Source organism: Brevibacillus sp. NL20B1 (assembly GCF_018195675.1).
GTDB lineage: Bacteria > Bacillota > Bacilli > Brevibacillales > Brevibacillaceae > Brevibacillus > Brevibacillus aydinogluensis.
Window position 1 is genome coordinate 126593 of the sequence record NZ_JAGTPT010000009.1, and the last position, 15733, is coordinate 142325.

Genomic DNA, 15733 nt, shown 5'->3' on the forward strand with positions numbered 1-15733 from the left:
AAGAAAAAAGAGGAGATGTGCCTCTCCTCTTAATCCAATTCGTCGAGCAATGTGGCCGAATCAAAGTCGTCAAACTCGTCGCTGCTGTCTTCGTAGTCACCGAGCAGGTGGAAGTCCTTGTCATCGCAGTTGTTGCAAACGACCACACACACTTTGGTTTCGCCAATAATTTCGACGGCAAATTCACTTTCCACTTTCACCGTGACAGTACCACCGCCGCTCAGTTCGGCTTTGACGCACTTCGGCTGTTCCACAGCCCGGGCGATAATTTCCAGGTCGCCGCGGCAATGTTTGTCGAAGAACGTAAGCGGAACGAGTACGGAGAACTTGACGGTTTCCCGCGTGACGTCGGTTTGGGTGTTATTGGCAAACGAGTACCACAGGTTGACGTCATACGTACCAGTCACTTCAACCGCATCCCCCGCCAGCTCCGCCTGGAAGTTCGTGTTTATCATCCAGCATCCGAGGACAGTCGAAGGAGTATGCGACGGAATGATGGTGTGGGTCGTTTGGGAGAATTTATGACCTTTACCGCAGACGGCTTTTGCGATGAGTTCCCGGCACTGCAGGTCTTTGTCTATACCCGACATTTCTTTACCTCCTCCATACAACGTTTCTGTACATTTGTATGCAGGGCATTCGACTAGGGTGCAAACACCCACTGTCATTTTGGGGAGGCTTGTCGGGAATTGATCGTGCCGTTTATTCGCCTGTTACGAACAGCAGCCGCGGGATTTTTCCGGTCCGCCGCCTGTTTCGCCGGTGAGCGGATTGCCGCCGGTGTCCAGGATGATGCGTTCGGACACCGTGTTGGCGATCACGTTTGTGACCATCTGCAGCAGATCGTTCACGTCCACTTGAGACTGTTTGAATTCAGTAACGATCGGAATTGCGTCCAGTTCCTCGTGAAGCTGGTTGTACTCCGCTTCCACTTTTTTCGCCAGCTCCGGTTTGTTCATCGATTCAAACATGACCATCTGTTTTTGTTTCTTCTTTAATTCCGCGATCAGCTCCTGAACGCGTTCGTTGTGTTTGATCTGCTGCTCGGCCCGTTTGTAGAAATCGACTTCCTTGGTGCGGGCAATCATTACAGCCAGTTCGCGGGCCTTTTCCAAAATCTCGTTGTGTGTGTACAGGCTTGTTTGTTCCATCGCTCCATTACACCTCGACTTTTGTCACGATCTCTCCGTGCAGGGTCCAAGTCTTCACGTCCGTGATCCGTACGTGAGCGAACTGACCAATCAGCGATTTGTCGCCGACGAAGTGCACCAGCTTGTTGGACCGGGTGCGGCCAGCCAGCACATTGGGGTTGTTTTTCGATTCGCCTTCCACCAGCACCTCGACGACCTGGTTGTGCAGCTTCTGGTTCTGCTCCAGGCTGATCTTCGCCATCAGCTCGTTCAGGCGGTAGAGACGCTCCTTTTTTACCTCCATCGGCACGTTGTCTTCCATGACGGCAGCCGGCGTACCTTCGCGAGGCGAATAAATGAAGGTATAGGCGGAGTCGTAACGGACCTCTTCCACGAGGGAGAGCGTTTCTTCGAATTGCTCATCAGTCTCGCCGGGGAAGCCGACGATAATGTCCGTGGAAAGCACCACGTTGGGAATCGCCGCTTTAATTTTACGCACCAATTCCAGGTAGTGTTCGCGCGTGTATTTGCGGGCCATCCGCTTCAGCACTTCGCTGGATCCGGACTGGACAGGCAGGTGGATGTGTTCCACCAGATTGCCCCCTTTGGCCAGGACTTCGATCAGACGGTCGTCAAAGTCGCGCGGGTGGCTGGTGGTAAAGCGGATGCGCGGAATGTCGATCTTGCGGATCTCGTCCAAAAGGTCGCCGAAGCCAAAGTGGATGTCTTGAAAATCCTTTCCATACGCATTGACGTTTTGACCGAGCAGGGTGACTTCCTTGAAGCCTTGGCGGGCCAGTTCGCGCACTTCTGCGATCACGTCTTCCGGACGGCGGCTGCGCTCCTTGCCGCGCGTGTACGGCACGATGCAGTACGTACAGAACTTGTCACAGCCGTACATGATGTTGACCCAACCCTTGATGTTGCCTTCGCGGATCTTCGGCATGTTTTCGATGATGTCGCCCTCTTTGGACCACACCTCGATCACCATTTCCTTGCTGAACATGGCGTCGCGCAGCAGCACCGGCAGGCGGTGAATGTTGTGCGTACCAAAGATGAGGTCAACATGCGGGAAGCTTTTCAGGATCTTGTTGACCACGCTTTCCTCCTGCGACATGCAGCCGCAGACGCCGAGGATCAGGTTGGGGTTGTTGTTTTTCACCCGCTTCATGTTGCCCAGTTCGCCAAACACCTTGTCTTCGGCGTTTTCCCGGATCGCACAGGTGTTGAACAGCACTACGTCCGCATCTTCTGCTTCTTCGGCCGGGCTGTAGCCCATTTGCTGAAGAATCCCGGCGATTGTCTCGGAGTCGTGCTCATTCATTTGACAGCCGTAGGTGCGTACGTAGTAGCGCTTGCCTTTCCCGATATCCTTCATGTCTTCCGGAATGGCGAAGTCGTAATGCACCTTAACCTCTTCCTTGCCGCGTTTTTTCGCGTCTTTCAAGGAAGGGGGCTGGAAGTACTTGGCGTAGTCTGCTGTTGTTTTCGGGGACTTGCCGGATTTTAAGTCCGTAGTCGCCTCAGTTTTCATTGTCATCTGTCTATCACCTCAGTAAGCATTGGTTTTACGGTTTACCATCAACACATTATAGCATAGAACATTTTATTTTAACGAATAAATCAGGAACTTCCAGTGAATCTTTCTGGAAAACCATTTTCCTGCGACTTTTTTCATATTTTTCTGAATCAGGCTGGTCCACGTGCAACATTGCCGACCCGTCCGCCGTCTGAATAGCAGCAAAACGATATATCCCGAACAGGAGGTTCCCATGAAGCGAGTCCTATCTGTTTTTCTGGCGGTTCTGATGATTCTGACTCTCGTGCCGTTCGTTCAGGCGGCGCCCTCGTTCTCCGATGTGCCCCGCAGCCATTGGGCCTACAAGGAAATCACCGAGATGGCGGCCAAAGGGATTATCAAGGGGTACGAGGACGGCAAATTCCGGCCCAACAATCAGGTCACACGCGCTGAATTTGCCAAGATCATGATTGCCGCGGCCGGCGTGGACATTCGCAAGAACAAGGTTAGTCAAACGTTTGTGGATGTGCCGAAGTCGCATTGGGCGTTCCTTTACGTGGAGCATGCCAAGCCATACCTGACAGGCTACAAGTCGGGCACCCGCTACTACTACAAGCCGGATCAGTACGCCGTCCGGGAAGACATCGCCGTGGCGCTGGTTCGCCTGCTCGGCTACGACCGCACGCACAAGGCGGACCAGGACGTGTTGAAACGTTTCCGCGACCATGAGCGAATTTCGCCCAACCTCCGCCCGTACATCGCCATCGCGATCCAGACCAATCTGATGAAAGGGTACAACAACGAGTTCCGTCCGCTTGATCCGATCACCCGCGCCGAAGCAGCCTCGCTCCTGTACCGTGCGCTTCTGGACCGAAACGATGACGAGACCAAAGTGGTTTTCCCCAACCCGGATAAACCGGAGCTGCCGCGCAGTGTAAGCGACAACTTCAGCGATACCGAACTGAAAAACTGGGACACCGATCATGCCGTCGGTACCTGGGGCGTCGTCAACAAGCAGGTGACTGCCATTTCCACCGAGAAAAATCTGCATCACTATTTCCTGCCGCTCATCTGGGATGAAGACAAAAACACGAAACGTTACGAATTGACCGTCGATGTCAACGTGAGCGGCTCCGATGGGCTGGGTGGCGTGTACTTCAACGGCAAGAACGGCGCAGCCCATGTCGTCTTCGTCAACAAAGACCGCGTCACGCTCGCCCGCGTGGAAGACGCCAAGGACGCCGACATTGACGTGATCGCGTCCGGTTCCTACAAGCTGAAAACGAGCAACCGGCTGAAAGTGGTCGTCGACGGCGACAGCGTCTCCATCTACATGAACGACCAGTTCCTCTTCAGACAGCAAAAAGTGAAACCAGAGGGTACCAAGCTGGGACTCTATCTGCAGCGTAACGCAACCAAAGACGCGCCACGCAGCATCACCTACCTGGATAACTTCTCCTTTACAGCACAGCCGTGACGCCGCACCGCTTCCGTTTCCAGGGACCCCTGAGCGGAAGCGGTTTTTTCTTTCCCGGCAAACTTGCTGCGGTGCAGATCACTAGAAATGAACAAGGTACAGTTGTATAATGGTAGCGATTCTTGACCGGGGAAGGAGTTTCCTATGACCTTTACTGTTACTCAGCCGTTCCGCTGGATGGATTCCGGTGTCTATCGGGACAATCCGCTGGAGCCGCTGATTCGCGACGAAGCGCTGGCTGCTTACATGAACCGGGACGACGCCCAACCAGTCATCCACCTGTGGGTGTACGACAAGGCGCTCTACCTGGGCCGCCGCGACGCCAAACTGCCGCGGCTGGAACAGGCGCTGCGCCAATTTGGTCAAGACGGCTTTGGCTGCGTGCTGCGCTCGTCCGGCGGAGCCTGTGTGCCGCTGGACGCGGGCGTGCTCAACCTCGCCTGTCTGCTGCCCGACACGTCGATTGCGATCGACGCTTTTTTCCAATTCGTCGCCCGGATGCTGCATGTGGGATTGCGCGAGTACGGCGACATGCAGTTTGGCGAAGTGACTGGTTCCTACTGCGCGGGCGAATACGACTTCTCGATTGGCGGCAAAAAAATCGGCGGCATGGCCCAACGGCGCACCCGCTTCGGGTCGATCCTGCAATTGTGCATCAACGTCGAGGAACAGCCGCGCGGTGCGTGGATGGAACGCTTCTACGCGAAAGCCGGCCTCGCTGACATGGACAATCACCGTCCCATTCCCTTCATCGACGGGAACACAGTGGGCAGCATCGCCGGATTGACCGGCCGCCCCGTTACCGTCTCGGACGTCAAGGAACGGCTGCTGACCGCCATCCGCAGGGAGTGGCCGATCAGCCCCGCACCGTTTGCCGTGCCCAAGACACTGGTGGAAGAATCCCGGCACCATCTCGCCGAGCGGTTGGGGTTGTTCGCGTTTACGGCGGATGAACTGATCAGGCCCGACTGGCATTTGCCGGGCTGATCCCCTATCATACCATGCACAGGGGAAAAGCGCCTCGTAAAGAGAGGCGCTTTTGATTTGCGTCACTTTTCGAAACGGTTAGACCGCTCATTGTAGCGCAAGAGTTCGTAGGAGCTTTTTTCCATCAAAGAGAAGCCGGTTTGATCAAGTGTACGTTCCAGCTGAAAATAGATCATCGTATGGCGCCTGGGGTCAATCTGAACGGTACCGTCCAGCAGTTCTGTCGTCTCTCCCTGTTTATGCCGGTAGGCGGCCACACCGCTCCACACTTCCTGATAGCCGGAAGACGTTTTTCGCAGCACGTACAGCGTGCGCTCCTGACCGTGGCTGGCCGGTTTTACCGTCGTCACCACCAGGTATCCGCCGCCGGCTTGCTGGAGACTGAAGAGAGGTTCATTCTTGCTGTAGGCGGGCTGATAGTCTCCATCTTCGCTTGCGTACACGACGAACAAGCCTTTTTCACCGTCCAGCGTGAGTGAACCGGCCAGATCGACGGGCTGCGAAGCCGACTGGTTCTGTGTAACCGTCGGCAGCGTCATGACATGTATCCGATCCGGCATTACGCGGGAGCGCAGTGAGGTGTCCAGCCGTTCGCGCATGTCTTCCACCATCCACGCAGGCACAGCCGACGTGCCCAATGCCTGCTCCGAGTGGCCGGCTGGCTTGATCAGCAAACGGCCGGCCAACAGCCCTATTCCGGCCGATACCAGCATCATCAAGGCGACCGCTCCCCAGATGGGTTTACGCATGACTATCCAACTCCTTGCATACATACAAAAAGACAATAGGCGTCCATCTGTAATACGATGGAACCAGCCATTCGGTTACACGTCCATCCGACCAACGTCCCGCGTACGGCACAAGGTCCTGCGAACAAGGTCCGCTTGTTCCCCGCCTTGAACGATTGTACGACATACTGCCGGGCTTTTTTTCAGGCAGGACTACCGTACGCTTACGCCATACGGTATCATAGAAGTGAACCACAAGGGTACGGTACTGCCGTGCCGTCAGAGACGAAAAAAGGTGGTGGATTGTTTGAAGCAGGTTGAGCAATTGCTGCACACCAAACTCAACGAATTGGTCATCGCTTCGACCAAGGTGGCCCACGTGCAGTTGGGCAATTCACTGGAACACGCGCTGCTCGTGCTTACCAAAACCGGATATTCTGCCATACCCGTACTGGACCACTCCTACCGGCTGCACGGCCAGATCAGCACCACAATGATCGTCAACAAGATATTGGGACTTGAACGGTTTGAATATGAAAAGCTGTCCGACTACACCGTCGATGACGTGATGAACACTAAAGTCCCCCGGATGAAAGAGTCAGATGAGTTTCTCAAAGCCTTGGAGATGTCGATTAATCATCCGTTTATCTGCATCGAGGATGACACCGGGATTTTTCAGGGCATCCTGACCCGCAGGTCGATTCTCGCGGTCCTCTACCGCCACTTCCGCAACCTCCCCTCCCCTGCTGCGGAAAAACAATTCACCGATCATTCATGAATACAGTAAGCGACAATTTACTCCGCTCGCCATGAAAAAAGCAGACCTAGTCCAGTTTGGCCCAGGTCTGCTTGCTCTACGGACGTGTCTGCCTGCCCCTTCCATTCCCGGCAAGCAGGGAACGCGCGTATTCCATCGGATGACGATAGGTTTTTTTAAACATGGCCAGTTCTCCCGCTTTGCAAAACGAATACCGCTGGTCCCGCACATTTATCTCAATCAGATACGGGTGGCCCTGCCTGTCGATGCCCATGTCCAGTCCCAGATCGGCAAGCGACGGAAAGTGGCGCTGATACTGCCTGGCAATCTCGACAGCCGCCCGTTTGATCCGCTCAACCACCTCTTTCTGCTGCTCGGCGGTAAACAGCGGCCCCAGGGCCCGTGATAAGGGAACGGCACGTCCGCCGCGAGCCAGGTTGCTCAATTTGTTTGCCCGATTGGCCACCTTGGCGACCAGGCCGCTAACCGTCCACTCCTGATTTCCGTTTTTCTGCACCGACACGCGGATGTCAAATGTCTTGCCCTGGTAACGGGCAAGCGGCACTCCCTGCTGAATAATAAACCGCCTTTTGCCCACCCACCTGGCCGCTTCGGCCATCAGCCTCTTGCGGGACAAGGTTCTGTTCCGTCTGAACGCGATAAACCTGTAGGCGTTGTTGTGCCGTTCAATGCGGGCAACGCCAATCCCCACCGAACCAATCGCCGGTTTGACGTACACTGTCTGATACCGGTCCAAAAACATGCGAAGCCTCTCTGGTGTGAACAACACCGTATGCGGCAGGTAGGTACGGATGGCGGGATTTTTCCACAGCATCTGGTGTACCCTCCATTTGTCCCTCACCACCAGCCCGTTAAACACGGTGCGCGTCCTGCTCAGCCGGCGGATCGTGGCCCGTATCCGCCCGTTTCTGGACAGCACGCGGTTGTGGATCACCTTCGGCACGTTCACCAGGCGGGGAATTAATCGGCTTCCATTCCAAAAATGACCCAGCACCCTCTGTCCGCCTGGCCGCACATGGCGCGGATGAAAAAAGACCGGCTCCATCCCCAGTTCCTTGCAAATCTCCGCGTAATAGGGAAGACGTTCGTAAGACTTGTCGCCTCTGATGCCTCTCTGCAAGACAGTCCAATCCAACATGATGCCTACTCGGTCCACGGTCATCCCCCTTGCTGCCATTCCTCACCCTATTGATATGAGTGACACATGGCTAGCGCGTGCCTATTTTTGCTCACCGTGGTGCATTACGGGGGAATGGATCTGCCGGGAGCGCGCCCAACCGACAGCCAGGCGACACGATTTTGCCCATGCCGCCACCGCTGTCGTATCCTGCGCTTGCCCGGGAAACGCAATGACGCGATCGCTAGGTAACGGGCCGCCGCTCAATCGCCAGCAAAAACGGCGCCTGATTCTGCTGGTTGATGTACTGGTACTTCAATACCAGGTAATCCAGCTGGCTGAGTGTCTGGCAGTACGCCTCCACTGCCTCTTTTTCCACCTGGCCGGCAGGGTGGCCCCAGTATATCATCACCGTCATGATCCCGCCTGGCCGCAGGATTTTTAGCCCTGCTCCAATCGCCCGGACCGTGCTCGCCGCCTGCGTCGTGATGGCCTTGTCACCGCCGGGCAGGTATCCGAGGTTAAACATGATTGCTGCAGCCGATACATCCAGGTTGGCCATCTCTTCGTGGCTGGCCAGTTGCAGCTGCACCCGCTGCAGTACCCCTTCCCGCTCCAGCCGCTGCCGGGTCTTTTCCATGGCCAGCGGCTGAATGTCGTAGGCGATGACTCTCCCCTTTTCGCCGACCAGTTGGGCGAGAAACAGGGTGTCGTTGCCGTTTCCCATCGTCGCGTCGATAACTGTCTCATTTTCTCCGACGCGTTCGCGAATCAATTTTCGTGCTACTTCCAATACGTTGGGGAACAACGTCATTCTCTCCTCTCCTCATGCATTACAGCCGGATTTGCAGGCCAAACCGGGCGATGTGGCACGTACCCGTCCGGTATACATCCGCTTCCGCCCGCACTTCCTCCTCCGTGTAAGCAGGCCACAGATGGGTAATCAACAAGGATCGGCAGGCCAGCGATTCCGCCACCTGCGCTGCCTGCCGCACGGTGAGATGACCATGGGGCTCTGCCGGCTTGTAGCGCTCCAAGAACGTTCCCTCGCAGATAAACAGATCGGCCTGCCGGGCAAACGGGTCCCACATCGTATTCGGTCCGCTGTCTGCCCCGTATACCAGCGTTTTTCCCCCGGCTTCCAACCGCATGGCATAGCAGGGGTCACCATCCCCGTGGTCCGTGCGAAGAAAGCTGATCTGCACGTCCCCCACGGTCACTTGCGACTTTTCGTCTACGGGAACCAGGCGGGTTGCTTCCCGGTAAGTAAGCCCTGCTGCTTTTTCTGCCGGCTGTCCCGGCGCGTAGATCGGCAGCGGCTGATCGGGCGAGCGATCGCCCTCCCGTAGATGAACCATCAATCCGTACTGCAAAACCCCGACATCTGCCACATGATCGTGATGAAAATGAGACAGCAGAAGCGCATCCAGCTCGTAGATCGGGAGCAACTCTCCCAACTTGGCCAGCACGCCGCTGCCGCAGTCGAGCAGCAGGGTGGTGTGATCAGTTTGCACCAGATACCCGGGGGTGGCACCGCCTGGCCCCGGATAAGGCGACTGAAAGCCTAACACGGTTACCAGCATATTCACATCGCTTCCTTTCATAGGATGAATTAAGTGGGACAGGAGGTTTGACATGCAGCAATCATGGAAAGCCGCTCTGCAAATCGCCTTTACGTATATTGGTACAGTGGTAGGCGCCGGTTTTGCCTCAGGAAAAGAGATCGTCGAATTTTTTGTCCGGTACGGCACGCAGGGTTTCATCGGCATCCTGCTCGCCTCGCTGCTGTTTGTGTGGGCAGGTGTGCGCATCATGCTGATTGCCTACCGGATTCAGGCCAATTCTTATCAGGATGTGAGCACGTACTTGTTCGGACGGGCCATTGGCACCGTGTTCAATACACTCCTGCTTACCGTCCTGCTCGGCACCACGTCCGTCATGCTGGCCGCCACCGGAGCGATCTTCTGGGAATCGTTCCGCCTGTCGCCGCAGGTGGGCATCTGGATCAGCATGGTGATGACCTTTTTCGTGGCGCGGAAAGGGTTGTTTGGCATTCACTCGGTCAACAGTCTCTTCGTTCCCCTGTTGATCGGGTTCACCCTGCTCGTGTTTCTGTACACGCAGCCGTGGAACGACATTGGTCCGCAGGTGGTGAGCATCCGTCCGTGGGTCTGGCTCAGCTCTCCTCTCTACTATGTTGCCTTAAACGTTGCGCTGACACAAGCAGTGTTGGTGCCGATCGGCAGGGAGAGCGAGAGCGAACGGCCGCTGATTTGGGGAGGCATTTTGGGAGGAACAGGCATCGGCATCCTCTTGCTGCTCTCGTACGCCTCCCTGTCAGCAGGAATGCCGGGAATCGGCGAAGCGGAGATGCCAATGATCGCCCTCCTGCAGAGCGTGGGTAAAGGAATTCCGTTTTTCTTTTCCCTGCTGGTGTACACCGAGATCTTTTCGACGCTGTCTGCCAACGTCTTTGGCTTGTCGGAACAGGTAAACAAGACGACCGGCCTGCGCAGACCGGTCGTGGTCTTTGTCATCCTGCTCGTCTGCTACGCTGTCAGCTTCATCGGCTTCGGGCCGCTGCTGCGCTTTTTGTACCCGTTGTTTGGCCAGCTTGTCCTGCTGTTTTTGTTCATGCTCTTTGTCCGCCAAGTCTGGAACCGCTCTGTCTGAACCCTGCCGGGCCGCGTATGGACAAAAACCCCGACAAAAAAACCTCTCCGCGCGGGAGAGGTTCTTTCGCTTACGTTTGTGCTGCTTAGGCAAATTCTGCAACCAGTTTGGCGAAATCTTCGTCGGAGATGCGGAGGTCTTGTTTGACCAGTCCTTCTTCCTTGAAGCCCGGAACCAATTGCTCGTAAGATTTTTGTTCGGTGTTTTGGTAGATCAGACCGGTGATCAGGCCTTTGTACTGCATGGAGTAGGACATGGCCTTGATGCGGTCATGCGGATCGTAGCCTTCGATGGTATCCACCGGTACGATGTTTTCCTTGAACCAGTCGTACGTGTTCACCTTGTTGTAGGTCACGCACGGGCTGAACACGTTGATCAGGGAGAAGCCTTTGTGCTTGATCCCCATTTCGATCAGTTCGGTCAGGCCTTTCAGGTCGCTGGAGAAGGATTGGGCAACAAACGTTGCGCCTGCGGACAGCGCCAGCTCAACCGGCGAGATTGCCGACTCGATGGAACCGCTCGGAGTGGACTTGGTCACAAAACCGGTCGCAGAACGCGGAGAGGTTTGCCCTTTGGTCAGACCGTAGATTTGGTTGTCCATCACGATATAGGTAATGTCCATGTTGCGGCGAATGGCGTGAACCGTATGGCCCATCCCGATGGCGAAACCGTCACCGTCACCGCCGGCAGCAATAACCGTCAGTTCGCGGTTTGCCATTTTCAGCCCTTGCGCGATCGGCAGGGCACGGCCGTGAACGCCGTGGAATCCGTAGCAGTTAATGTAGCCGGAAATACGACCGGAGCATCCAATACCCGAAACGACCGCCAGCTGTTCCGGTTCCAGGCCCACGTTGGCAGCGGCGCGTTGGATGGCCGCCTGCACGGAGAAGTCACCACAGCCTGGGCACCAGTTCGGCTTTACGTTATTGCGAAACTCTTTCATAGTCGCCATGTTTAATCAGCCCCTTAACTTCGGTATAGATTTCCTTCGGCAAGAACGGGTTCCCGTCGTATTTCAGCACGGATTTGATTTTTTCTTCGTGTCCAACGTTCAGTTTGATCAGGTTGGCCACTTGCGCTTGCGCGTTGTGTTCCACGACGATTACTTGTTTTGCTTTTTCCACGTACGGTTTCAGTTGTTCGGCCGGGAACGGATGGATCAGGCGGATTTGTGCGTGGTTCACTTTTACGCCCTCTTGTTCCAGACGACCTTTTGCTTCCTGGATCGTGCCAATGGTGGAGTTGATGCCCACGATCAGCACGTCAGCTTCTTCATGCGGAGCGTCGAAGGTGATCGGGTTCTTGAAGGCTTTCAGCACGCCTTGCAGTTTGCGCATCCGTTTATCCATTTGCTGCACGCGGTTTGCAGCGTTCTCGGACGGACGACCGGTTTGATCGTGCTCAACCCCTGTCACATGGTGCAGGCCGTATTTTTGACCCGGCACCACACGCGGAGAAACGCCGTCTTCGGTCACTTCGTAGCGCTTGAACAAGTCGTTTTGCTCTTTCGGCGGAAGTTCTTGTCCAGCCAGGAGCTTGCCGCGGCGGATTTCCACTTTGCTGTAGTCAAACGGCGTAACGGTCTGTTTGCCCAGCGACAGCGTCAGGTCGGTCAAGACGATAACCGGCAGTTGGAATTCTTCCGCGATGTTGAACGCCTCAGCCGTGTCATAGAAGCACTCTTCCACCGTGCTCGGAGCGATCACCACTTTCGGAATATCGCCATGCGTACCGTAGATCATGGCGTTGACGTCGGATTGCTCTTGTTTGGTCGGCATACCGGTAGACGGGCCGCCACGTTGGGTGTTGACGATGACCACCGGTGTTTCGGTGATACCGGCAAGGCCAATTGCTTCCATCATCAGGGACAGACCCGGGCCGGCAGATGCAGTCATGGCGCGCACGCCGCCGTAGTTGGCGCCGATTGCCATGGTGATGGCTGCGATTTCGTCTTCGGTCTGGATAACCGTACCGCCAAACTTCGGCAGTTTTTTGATCAGATATTCCATAATCTCGGAAGCCGGGGTGATGGGGTAAGCCGGCATGAAACGACAACCCGCTGCCAGTGCGCCAAGTGCGATCGCATCGTTGCCGATCATGAAGAGCTGCTTTTGACCGTCAGCCTTCTCCAGTTGGAATTCAGGGAGTTGTCCACCCGTCAGTTCATTGACGTATTCAAATCCGCGGCGAATGGCTTCCATGTTCTTTTCCACCACTTTTTCGCCTTTGCGGAGGAACATGTCTTCAACAATATTGCGGAAGCTTTCCACTGGAATGCCGAGGATGGCAGCAGACGCACCAATGGACACCATGTTCTTCATCAGGGACGTTCCCAACTCGTCGGCAATTTCCGTCAGCGGCACCGTGAAAAAGCGAACCGCTTTCAAACCTTCCGGCAGTTTCGGGTTAAATTTCGAGTCCGCGATGATGATGCCGCCTTCGCGCAGCTCGTGCGCGTTGAAGTCGATTGTCTCCTGGTCGAACGCGACGAGGATGTCCAAATCGTCGGAAATGGCGCGCATCGGTTTGGTGCTCACACGAATTTTGTTGTTGGTGTGTCCACCTTTGATCCGGGAAGAGAAGTGACGATAGCTGTACAGATGGTATCCCATCCGGTTCATCGCCATGGAGAAGATTTCACCGGTACTCTCGATACCCTCCCCTTGCTGTCCTCCAACTTTCCAGGAAAGTTGACTAATCATTCAGATTCCACCCCTTCAGTGACTGTGAGAAAAAGCTGCCCCACCTTACCCGACAGGTTCCGATAAGATGTGACAAAATTGTGCATAGACTGTACCAATTGTAGTCCGAGCTATGCAAAAATGCAAGTGCTTTTACTCAAATTAGTATTGATCTGAATTAAACGATGAACTTGGTACATTAATAATCTGCAATATTATTGTAGCACGTTTCGGAAAACACGCAACCAGTTTTCACGCACAAATTTCTGCACGTCCGCCTCTTTGTAGCGCTTCAGGAGCGCCTCCACCAGATTGTGGTAGTCTCCTGCCCGGGTCAGATCGCCAAACGTCTCGGTAATGCCGTCAAAGTCGGAGCCAAACCCGACATGATCGACACCGCCCAAGGCACAGACGTGATCCAGGTGGCGCAGCAGGTCGTCAATCCAAACGGTCCGCTTTTCCGCTGTGACGAAAAAGTCGACGAACGTCAGTCCCATCACACCGCCATTGGCTATCAGCGCCTTGATCTGATCGTCGGTCAGGTTGCGCGGATGGTCGCACAGCCGTTTGACATTGGAATGGGAAGCGATCACCGGCATCTTGGACAGTTCCAGCGTGTCCCAGAACCCTGGCTCGGCTACGTGCGACACGTCGATGATCATGCCGAGCCGGTTCATCTCTTCGACGACCGTCCGTCCAAACGAGGTCAACCCGCCCGGATGCGGCTCATGACAGCCCGAGGCAACCGCGTTGCTGTAGTTCCACGTCAGCGTCATCCCCCGCACCCCCAGGCGGTGCCAGGTCCTCAGCTGCACGAGGCTTTCTTCCAAGGCATGCGCCCCTTCTACAAACAGAATAGCCCCTTTTTCTTCCTTTAATACGCACGCATCCAGATCGGCGCGACTGCGAATCGCGCGGATCTTGCCGCTGGCCACGCGTTCGTAAAACACATCCAGCATCTCCAGCACGGCCTGAAAACGGCGGCCGTAGGGAACGTATTTGGGAACGTAGCAGGCCATTACCTGGATGCCTACGTTTCCTTTCACCATTTCGGGATAACTTACGTGCAGCCGTTCGTCTGCGCGGTAAAAGTCGAGCTCCGGCAGCTCCCACAGCTTGGACAACACGTCGCAATGCGCATCAAATATTGGAACCATTTGTTTCTCCCCGTTTCTGTTCTGTGTTCTGGAAGTGAAGGAACCTCGACGAGGGGGCATCGACAGGCACTCTCGATTATTGTCCCTCCACAAACGAAAAAAACCTGTTCATTCAACGAACAAACAGGCCGGTTAAATCGTATTCACATCGATTTATCTGGGTTCTACGATCAGCTTGATCGCTGTGCGCTCTTCTCCATCAATCACGATGTCGGTAAAGGCTGGAATGCAAATCAGGTCAACTCCACTCGGCGCTACGAATCCTCGTGCGATAGCTACAGCCTTCACAGCTTGGTTAAGCGCCCCAGCGCCAATAGCTTGGATCTCGGCGGCGCCGCGTTCGCGCAGAACACCGGCAAGGGCACCAGCAACGGAGTTGGGGTTAGACTTTGCTGAAACTTTTAATACTTCCATCCTTTTGAACCTCCCGTCTGATAGGATACCTGTCATTATTAGAATGATATTCGCATAACCCCGAAAAATTCCTGCTTACGCGCAGCAAAGATTCAAAAAATTCAAATCTCGTTCTTATTATTCCATAAACGGGTGGTCGTCGTCAATTCTGATTCGCTCCAGTTTTTTCGCGTGGCCGGTCGCCTTGTCCAACGTGATCAGCACGGCATTCAACTGGGCCGGTTCCCCTGCCACTTCAAATCGTACGGGCAGTTGGGTAAGAAACTTGCGGATGACCGCTTCCCGCTCCATGCCGAGGATGCCATTCATCGGACCGCACATGCCTACGTCGCACAAAAAGCCCGTGCCTTGGGGGAGAACGCGCTCATCGGCGGTCTGCACATGCGTGTGTGTCCCTACCACCGCGCTGACGCGGCCGTCCAGATACCAGGCGAGCGCCTGCTTCTCGGAAGTGGCTTCAGCGTGGAAGTCGACAAATATGTATTTGGTCCGCTTGCGTGCCTGCTCCACCAGCTTGTCGGCCGTCTGGAACGGACACTCCAGCGGCGGCAAAAAGGATCGGCCCTGCAGGTTGATCACAGCCAGTTCGCCTTCGGGCTGCTTGATGTATGTAATCCCTTGTCCCGGAGCGCCTGCGGGAAAGTTGGCGGGGCGGATCAGACGAGGTTCACTGTCAATGAATTCAAAGATGTCTTTGTTATCCCAGGTATGGTTGCCGAGGGTGATCGCCTGAACTCCGCCTTCAAACAGTTCCTTGGCAATCTTCTCGGTAATGCCCCTGCCGTGGGCGGCATTCTCCCCGTTGGCAACCAGAAAGGTAGGTTGGTATTTTCGCTTCAGCAGCGGCAGATACGCCTTCACGATGTCCCGTCCGGGCGCACCCATGATGTCACCGATAAACAGCAGTTTCATTGGCTTTTCACCTCTCCATTAGTATACACGACCGAATGACGGAAGAAAAATGCGCGTAAGCTAACACCCCACCGCGTTGAGCCTGGTCCATAACCGGTCCGGTTCAAAAGCGGTTGCAGGCCGCCCGCGTTTCTTTCGCAATCGAGTAGGAGGGGGTGGC

16 protein-coding genes are annotated in these 15733 nt (G+C 55.3%); 4 read left to right on the forward strand and 12 right to left on the reverse strand.

Features of this window, described 5'->3' with window-relative positions; all coding sequences use genetic code 11:
- Window positions 1-29 precede the first annotated feature (29 nt).
- The 3 genes from cotE to miaB form a co-directional block, all read right to left on the reverse strand.
- On the reverse strand, window positions 30-590 hold the full coding sequence (cotE, locus tag KDN35_RS08525; protein WP_171564728.1) for an outer spore coat protein CotE: 561 nt from the start codon (window positions 588-590) through the stop codon (window positions 30-32).
- Between the two features lie 123 nt (window positions 591-713).
- Window positions 714-1151 (reverse strand): YlbF/YmcA family competence regulator, encoded by a 438-nt coding sequence (locus KDN35_RS08530; protein ID WP_171564727.1) that lies wholly within the window; start codon window positions 1149-1151, stop codon window positions 714-716.
- Window positions 1152-1158: 7 nt separating this feature from the next.
- Window positions 1159-2670, reverse strand: a complete 1512-nt coding sequence (gene miaB / locus KDN35_RS08535; protein ID WP_171564726.1) for a tRNA (N6-isopentenyl adenosine(37)-C2)-methylthiotransferase MiaB — start codon at window positions 2668-2670, stop codon at window positions 1159-1161.
- Window positions 2671-2902: 232 nt separating this feature from the next.
- Here miaB and KDN35_RS08540 point away from each other — a divergent pair, with 232 nt between their 5' ends.
- Window positions 2903-4126, forward strand: a complete 1224-nt coding sequence (locus KDN35_RS08540) for an S-layer homology domain-containing protein (protein ID WP_171564725.1) — start codon at window positions 2903-2905, stop codon at window positions 4124-4126.
- A 144-nt stretch (window positions 4127-4270) separates the two neighbouring features.
- Complete coding sequence (locus tag KDN35_RS08545) at window positions 4271-5113, forward strand: lipoate--protein ligase family protein (protein WP_212132538.1); 843 nt, start codon at window positions 4271-4273, stop codon at window positions 5111-5113.
- Window positions 5114-5175: 62 nt separating this feature from the next.
- Here KDN35_RS08545 and KDN35_RS08550 read toward each other — a convergent pair whose 3' ends face one another.
- Window positions 5176-5862: a hypothetical protein gene (locus KDN35_RS08550; protein WP_212132539.1), complete on the reverse strand. Its 687-nt coding sequence runs from the start codon at window positions 5860-5862 to the stop codon at window positions 5176-5178.
- A gap of 286 nt (window positions 5863-6148) precedes the next feature.
- Here KDN35_RS08550 and cbpB point away from each other — a divergent pair, with 286 nt between their 5' ends.
- Window positions 6149-6619, forward strand: coding sequence for a cyclic-di-AMP-binding protein CbpB (gene cbpB / locus KDN35_RS08555; protein WP_171564722.1), 471 nt, complete (start codon window positions 6149-6151; stop codon window positions 6617-6619).
- A 76-nt stretch (window positions 6620-6695) separates the two neighbouring features.
- Here the strand turns inward: cbpB and KDN35_RS08560 are convergent, their stop codons facing one another.
- From KDN35_RS08560 to KDN35_RS08570, 3 genes are all read right to left on the reverse strand, one after another.
- Window positions 6696-7775 (reverse strand): YheC/YheD family endospore coat-associated protein, encoded by a 1080-nt coding sequence (locus KDN35_RS08560; protein WP_212132540.1) that lies wholly within the window; start codon window positions 7773-7775, stop codon window positions 6696-6698.
- A 205-nt stretch (window positions 7776-7980) separates the two neighbouring features.
- Window positions 7981-8544, reverse strand: coding sequence for a tRNA 5-(aminomethyl)-2-thiouridylate-methyltransferase MnmM (mnmM, locus tag KDN35_RS08565; protein WP_212132548.1), 564 nt, complete (start codon window positions 8542-8544; stop codon window positions 7981-7983).
- 25 nt (window positions 8545-8569) lie between these two features.
- Window positions 8570-9319, reverse strand: a complete 750-nt coding sequence (locus tag KDN35_RS08570; RefSeq protein WP_212132541.1) for an MBL fold metallo-hydrolase — start codon at window positions 9317-9319, stop codon at window positions 8570-8572.
- Between the two features lie 52 nt (window positions 9320-9371).
- On the opposite strand from KDN35_RS08570, the gene KDN35_RS08575 reads away from it, so the two are divergent.
- Window positions 9372-10409 (forward strand): YkvI family membrane protein, encoded by a 1038-nt coding sequence (locus KDN35_RS08575; protein ID WP_212132542.1) that lies wholly within the window; start codon window positions 9372-9374, stop codon window positions 10407-10409.
- 85 nt (window positions 10410-10494) lie between these two features.
- Here KDN35_RS08575 and KDN35_RS08580 read toward each other — a convergent pair whose 3' ends face one another.
- The 5 genes from KDN35_RS08580 to KDN35_RS08600 all read right to left on the reverse strand — a co-directional run bounded on the left by KDN35_RS08580 (window position 10495) and on the right by KDN35_RS08600 (window position 15573).
- Window positions 10495-11361, reverse strand: coding sequence for a 2-oxoacid:ferredoxin oxidoreductase subunit beta (locus KDN35_RS08580; protein WP_171564718.1), 867 nt, complete (start codon window positions 11359-11361; stop codon window positions 10495-10497).
- Window positions 11333-13111 carry a 2-oxoacid:acceptor oxidoreductase subunit alpha gene (locus KDN35_RS08585; RefSeq protein WP_171564717.1) on the reverse strand — a complete coding sequence of 593 codons (1779 nt, stop codon included), beginning with the start codon at window positions 13109-13111 and terminating at the stop codon, window positions 11333-11335. Before KDN35_RS08585 ends, KDN35_RS08580 begins: the two co-directional genes overlap by 29 nt.
- Window positions 13112-13305: 194 nt before the next feature.
- Entirely contained in the window at window positions 13306-14247 is a 942-nt protein-coding gene (locus KDN35_RS08590; RefSeq protein WP_212132543.1) for a dipeptidase, read from the reverse strand.
- Window positions 14248-14400: 153 nt separating this feature from the next.
- Window positions 14401-14661 (reverse strand): stage V sporulation protein SpoVS, encoded by a 261-nt coding sequence (gene spoVS, locus KDN35_RS08595; RefSeq protein ID WP_003385776.1) that lies wholly within the window; start codon window positions 14659-14661, stop codon window positions 14401-14403.
- A 117-nt stretch (window positions 14662-14778) separates the two neighbouring features.
- Window positions 14779-15573 carry a TIGR00282 family metallophosphoesterase gene (locus KDN35_RS08600; protein WP_171564715.1) on the reverse strand — a complete coding sequence of 265 codons (795 nt, stop codon included), beginning with the start codon at window positions 15571-15573 and terminating at the stop codon, window positions 14779-14781.
- Between the last annotated feature and the right edge of the window lie 160 nt (window positions 15574-15733).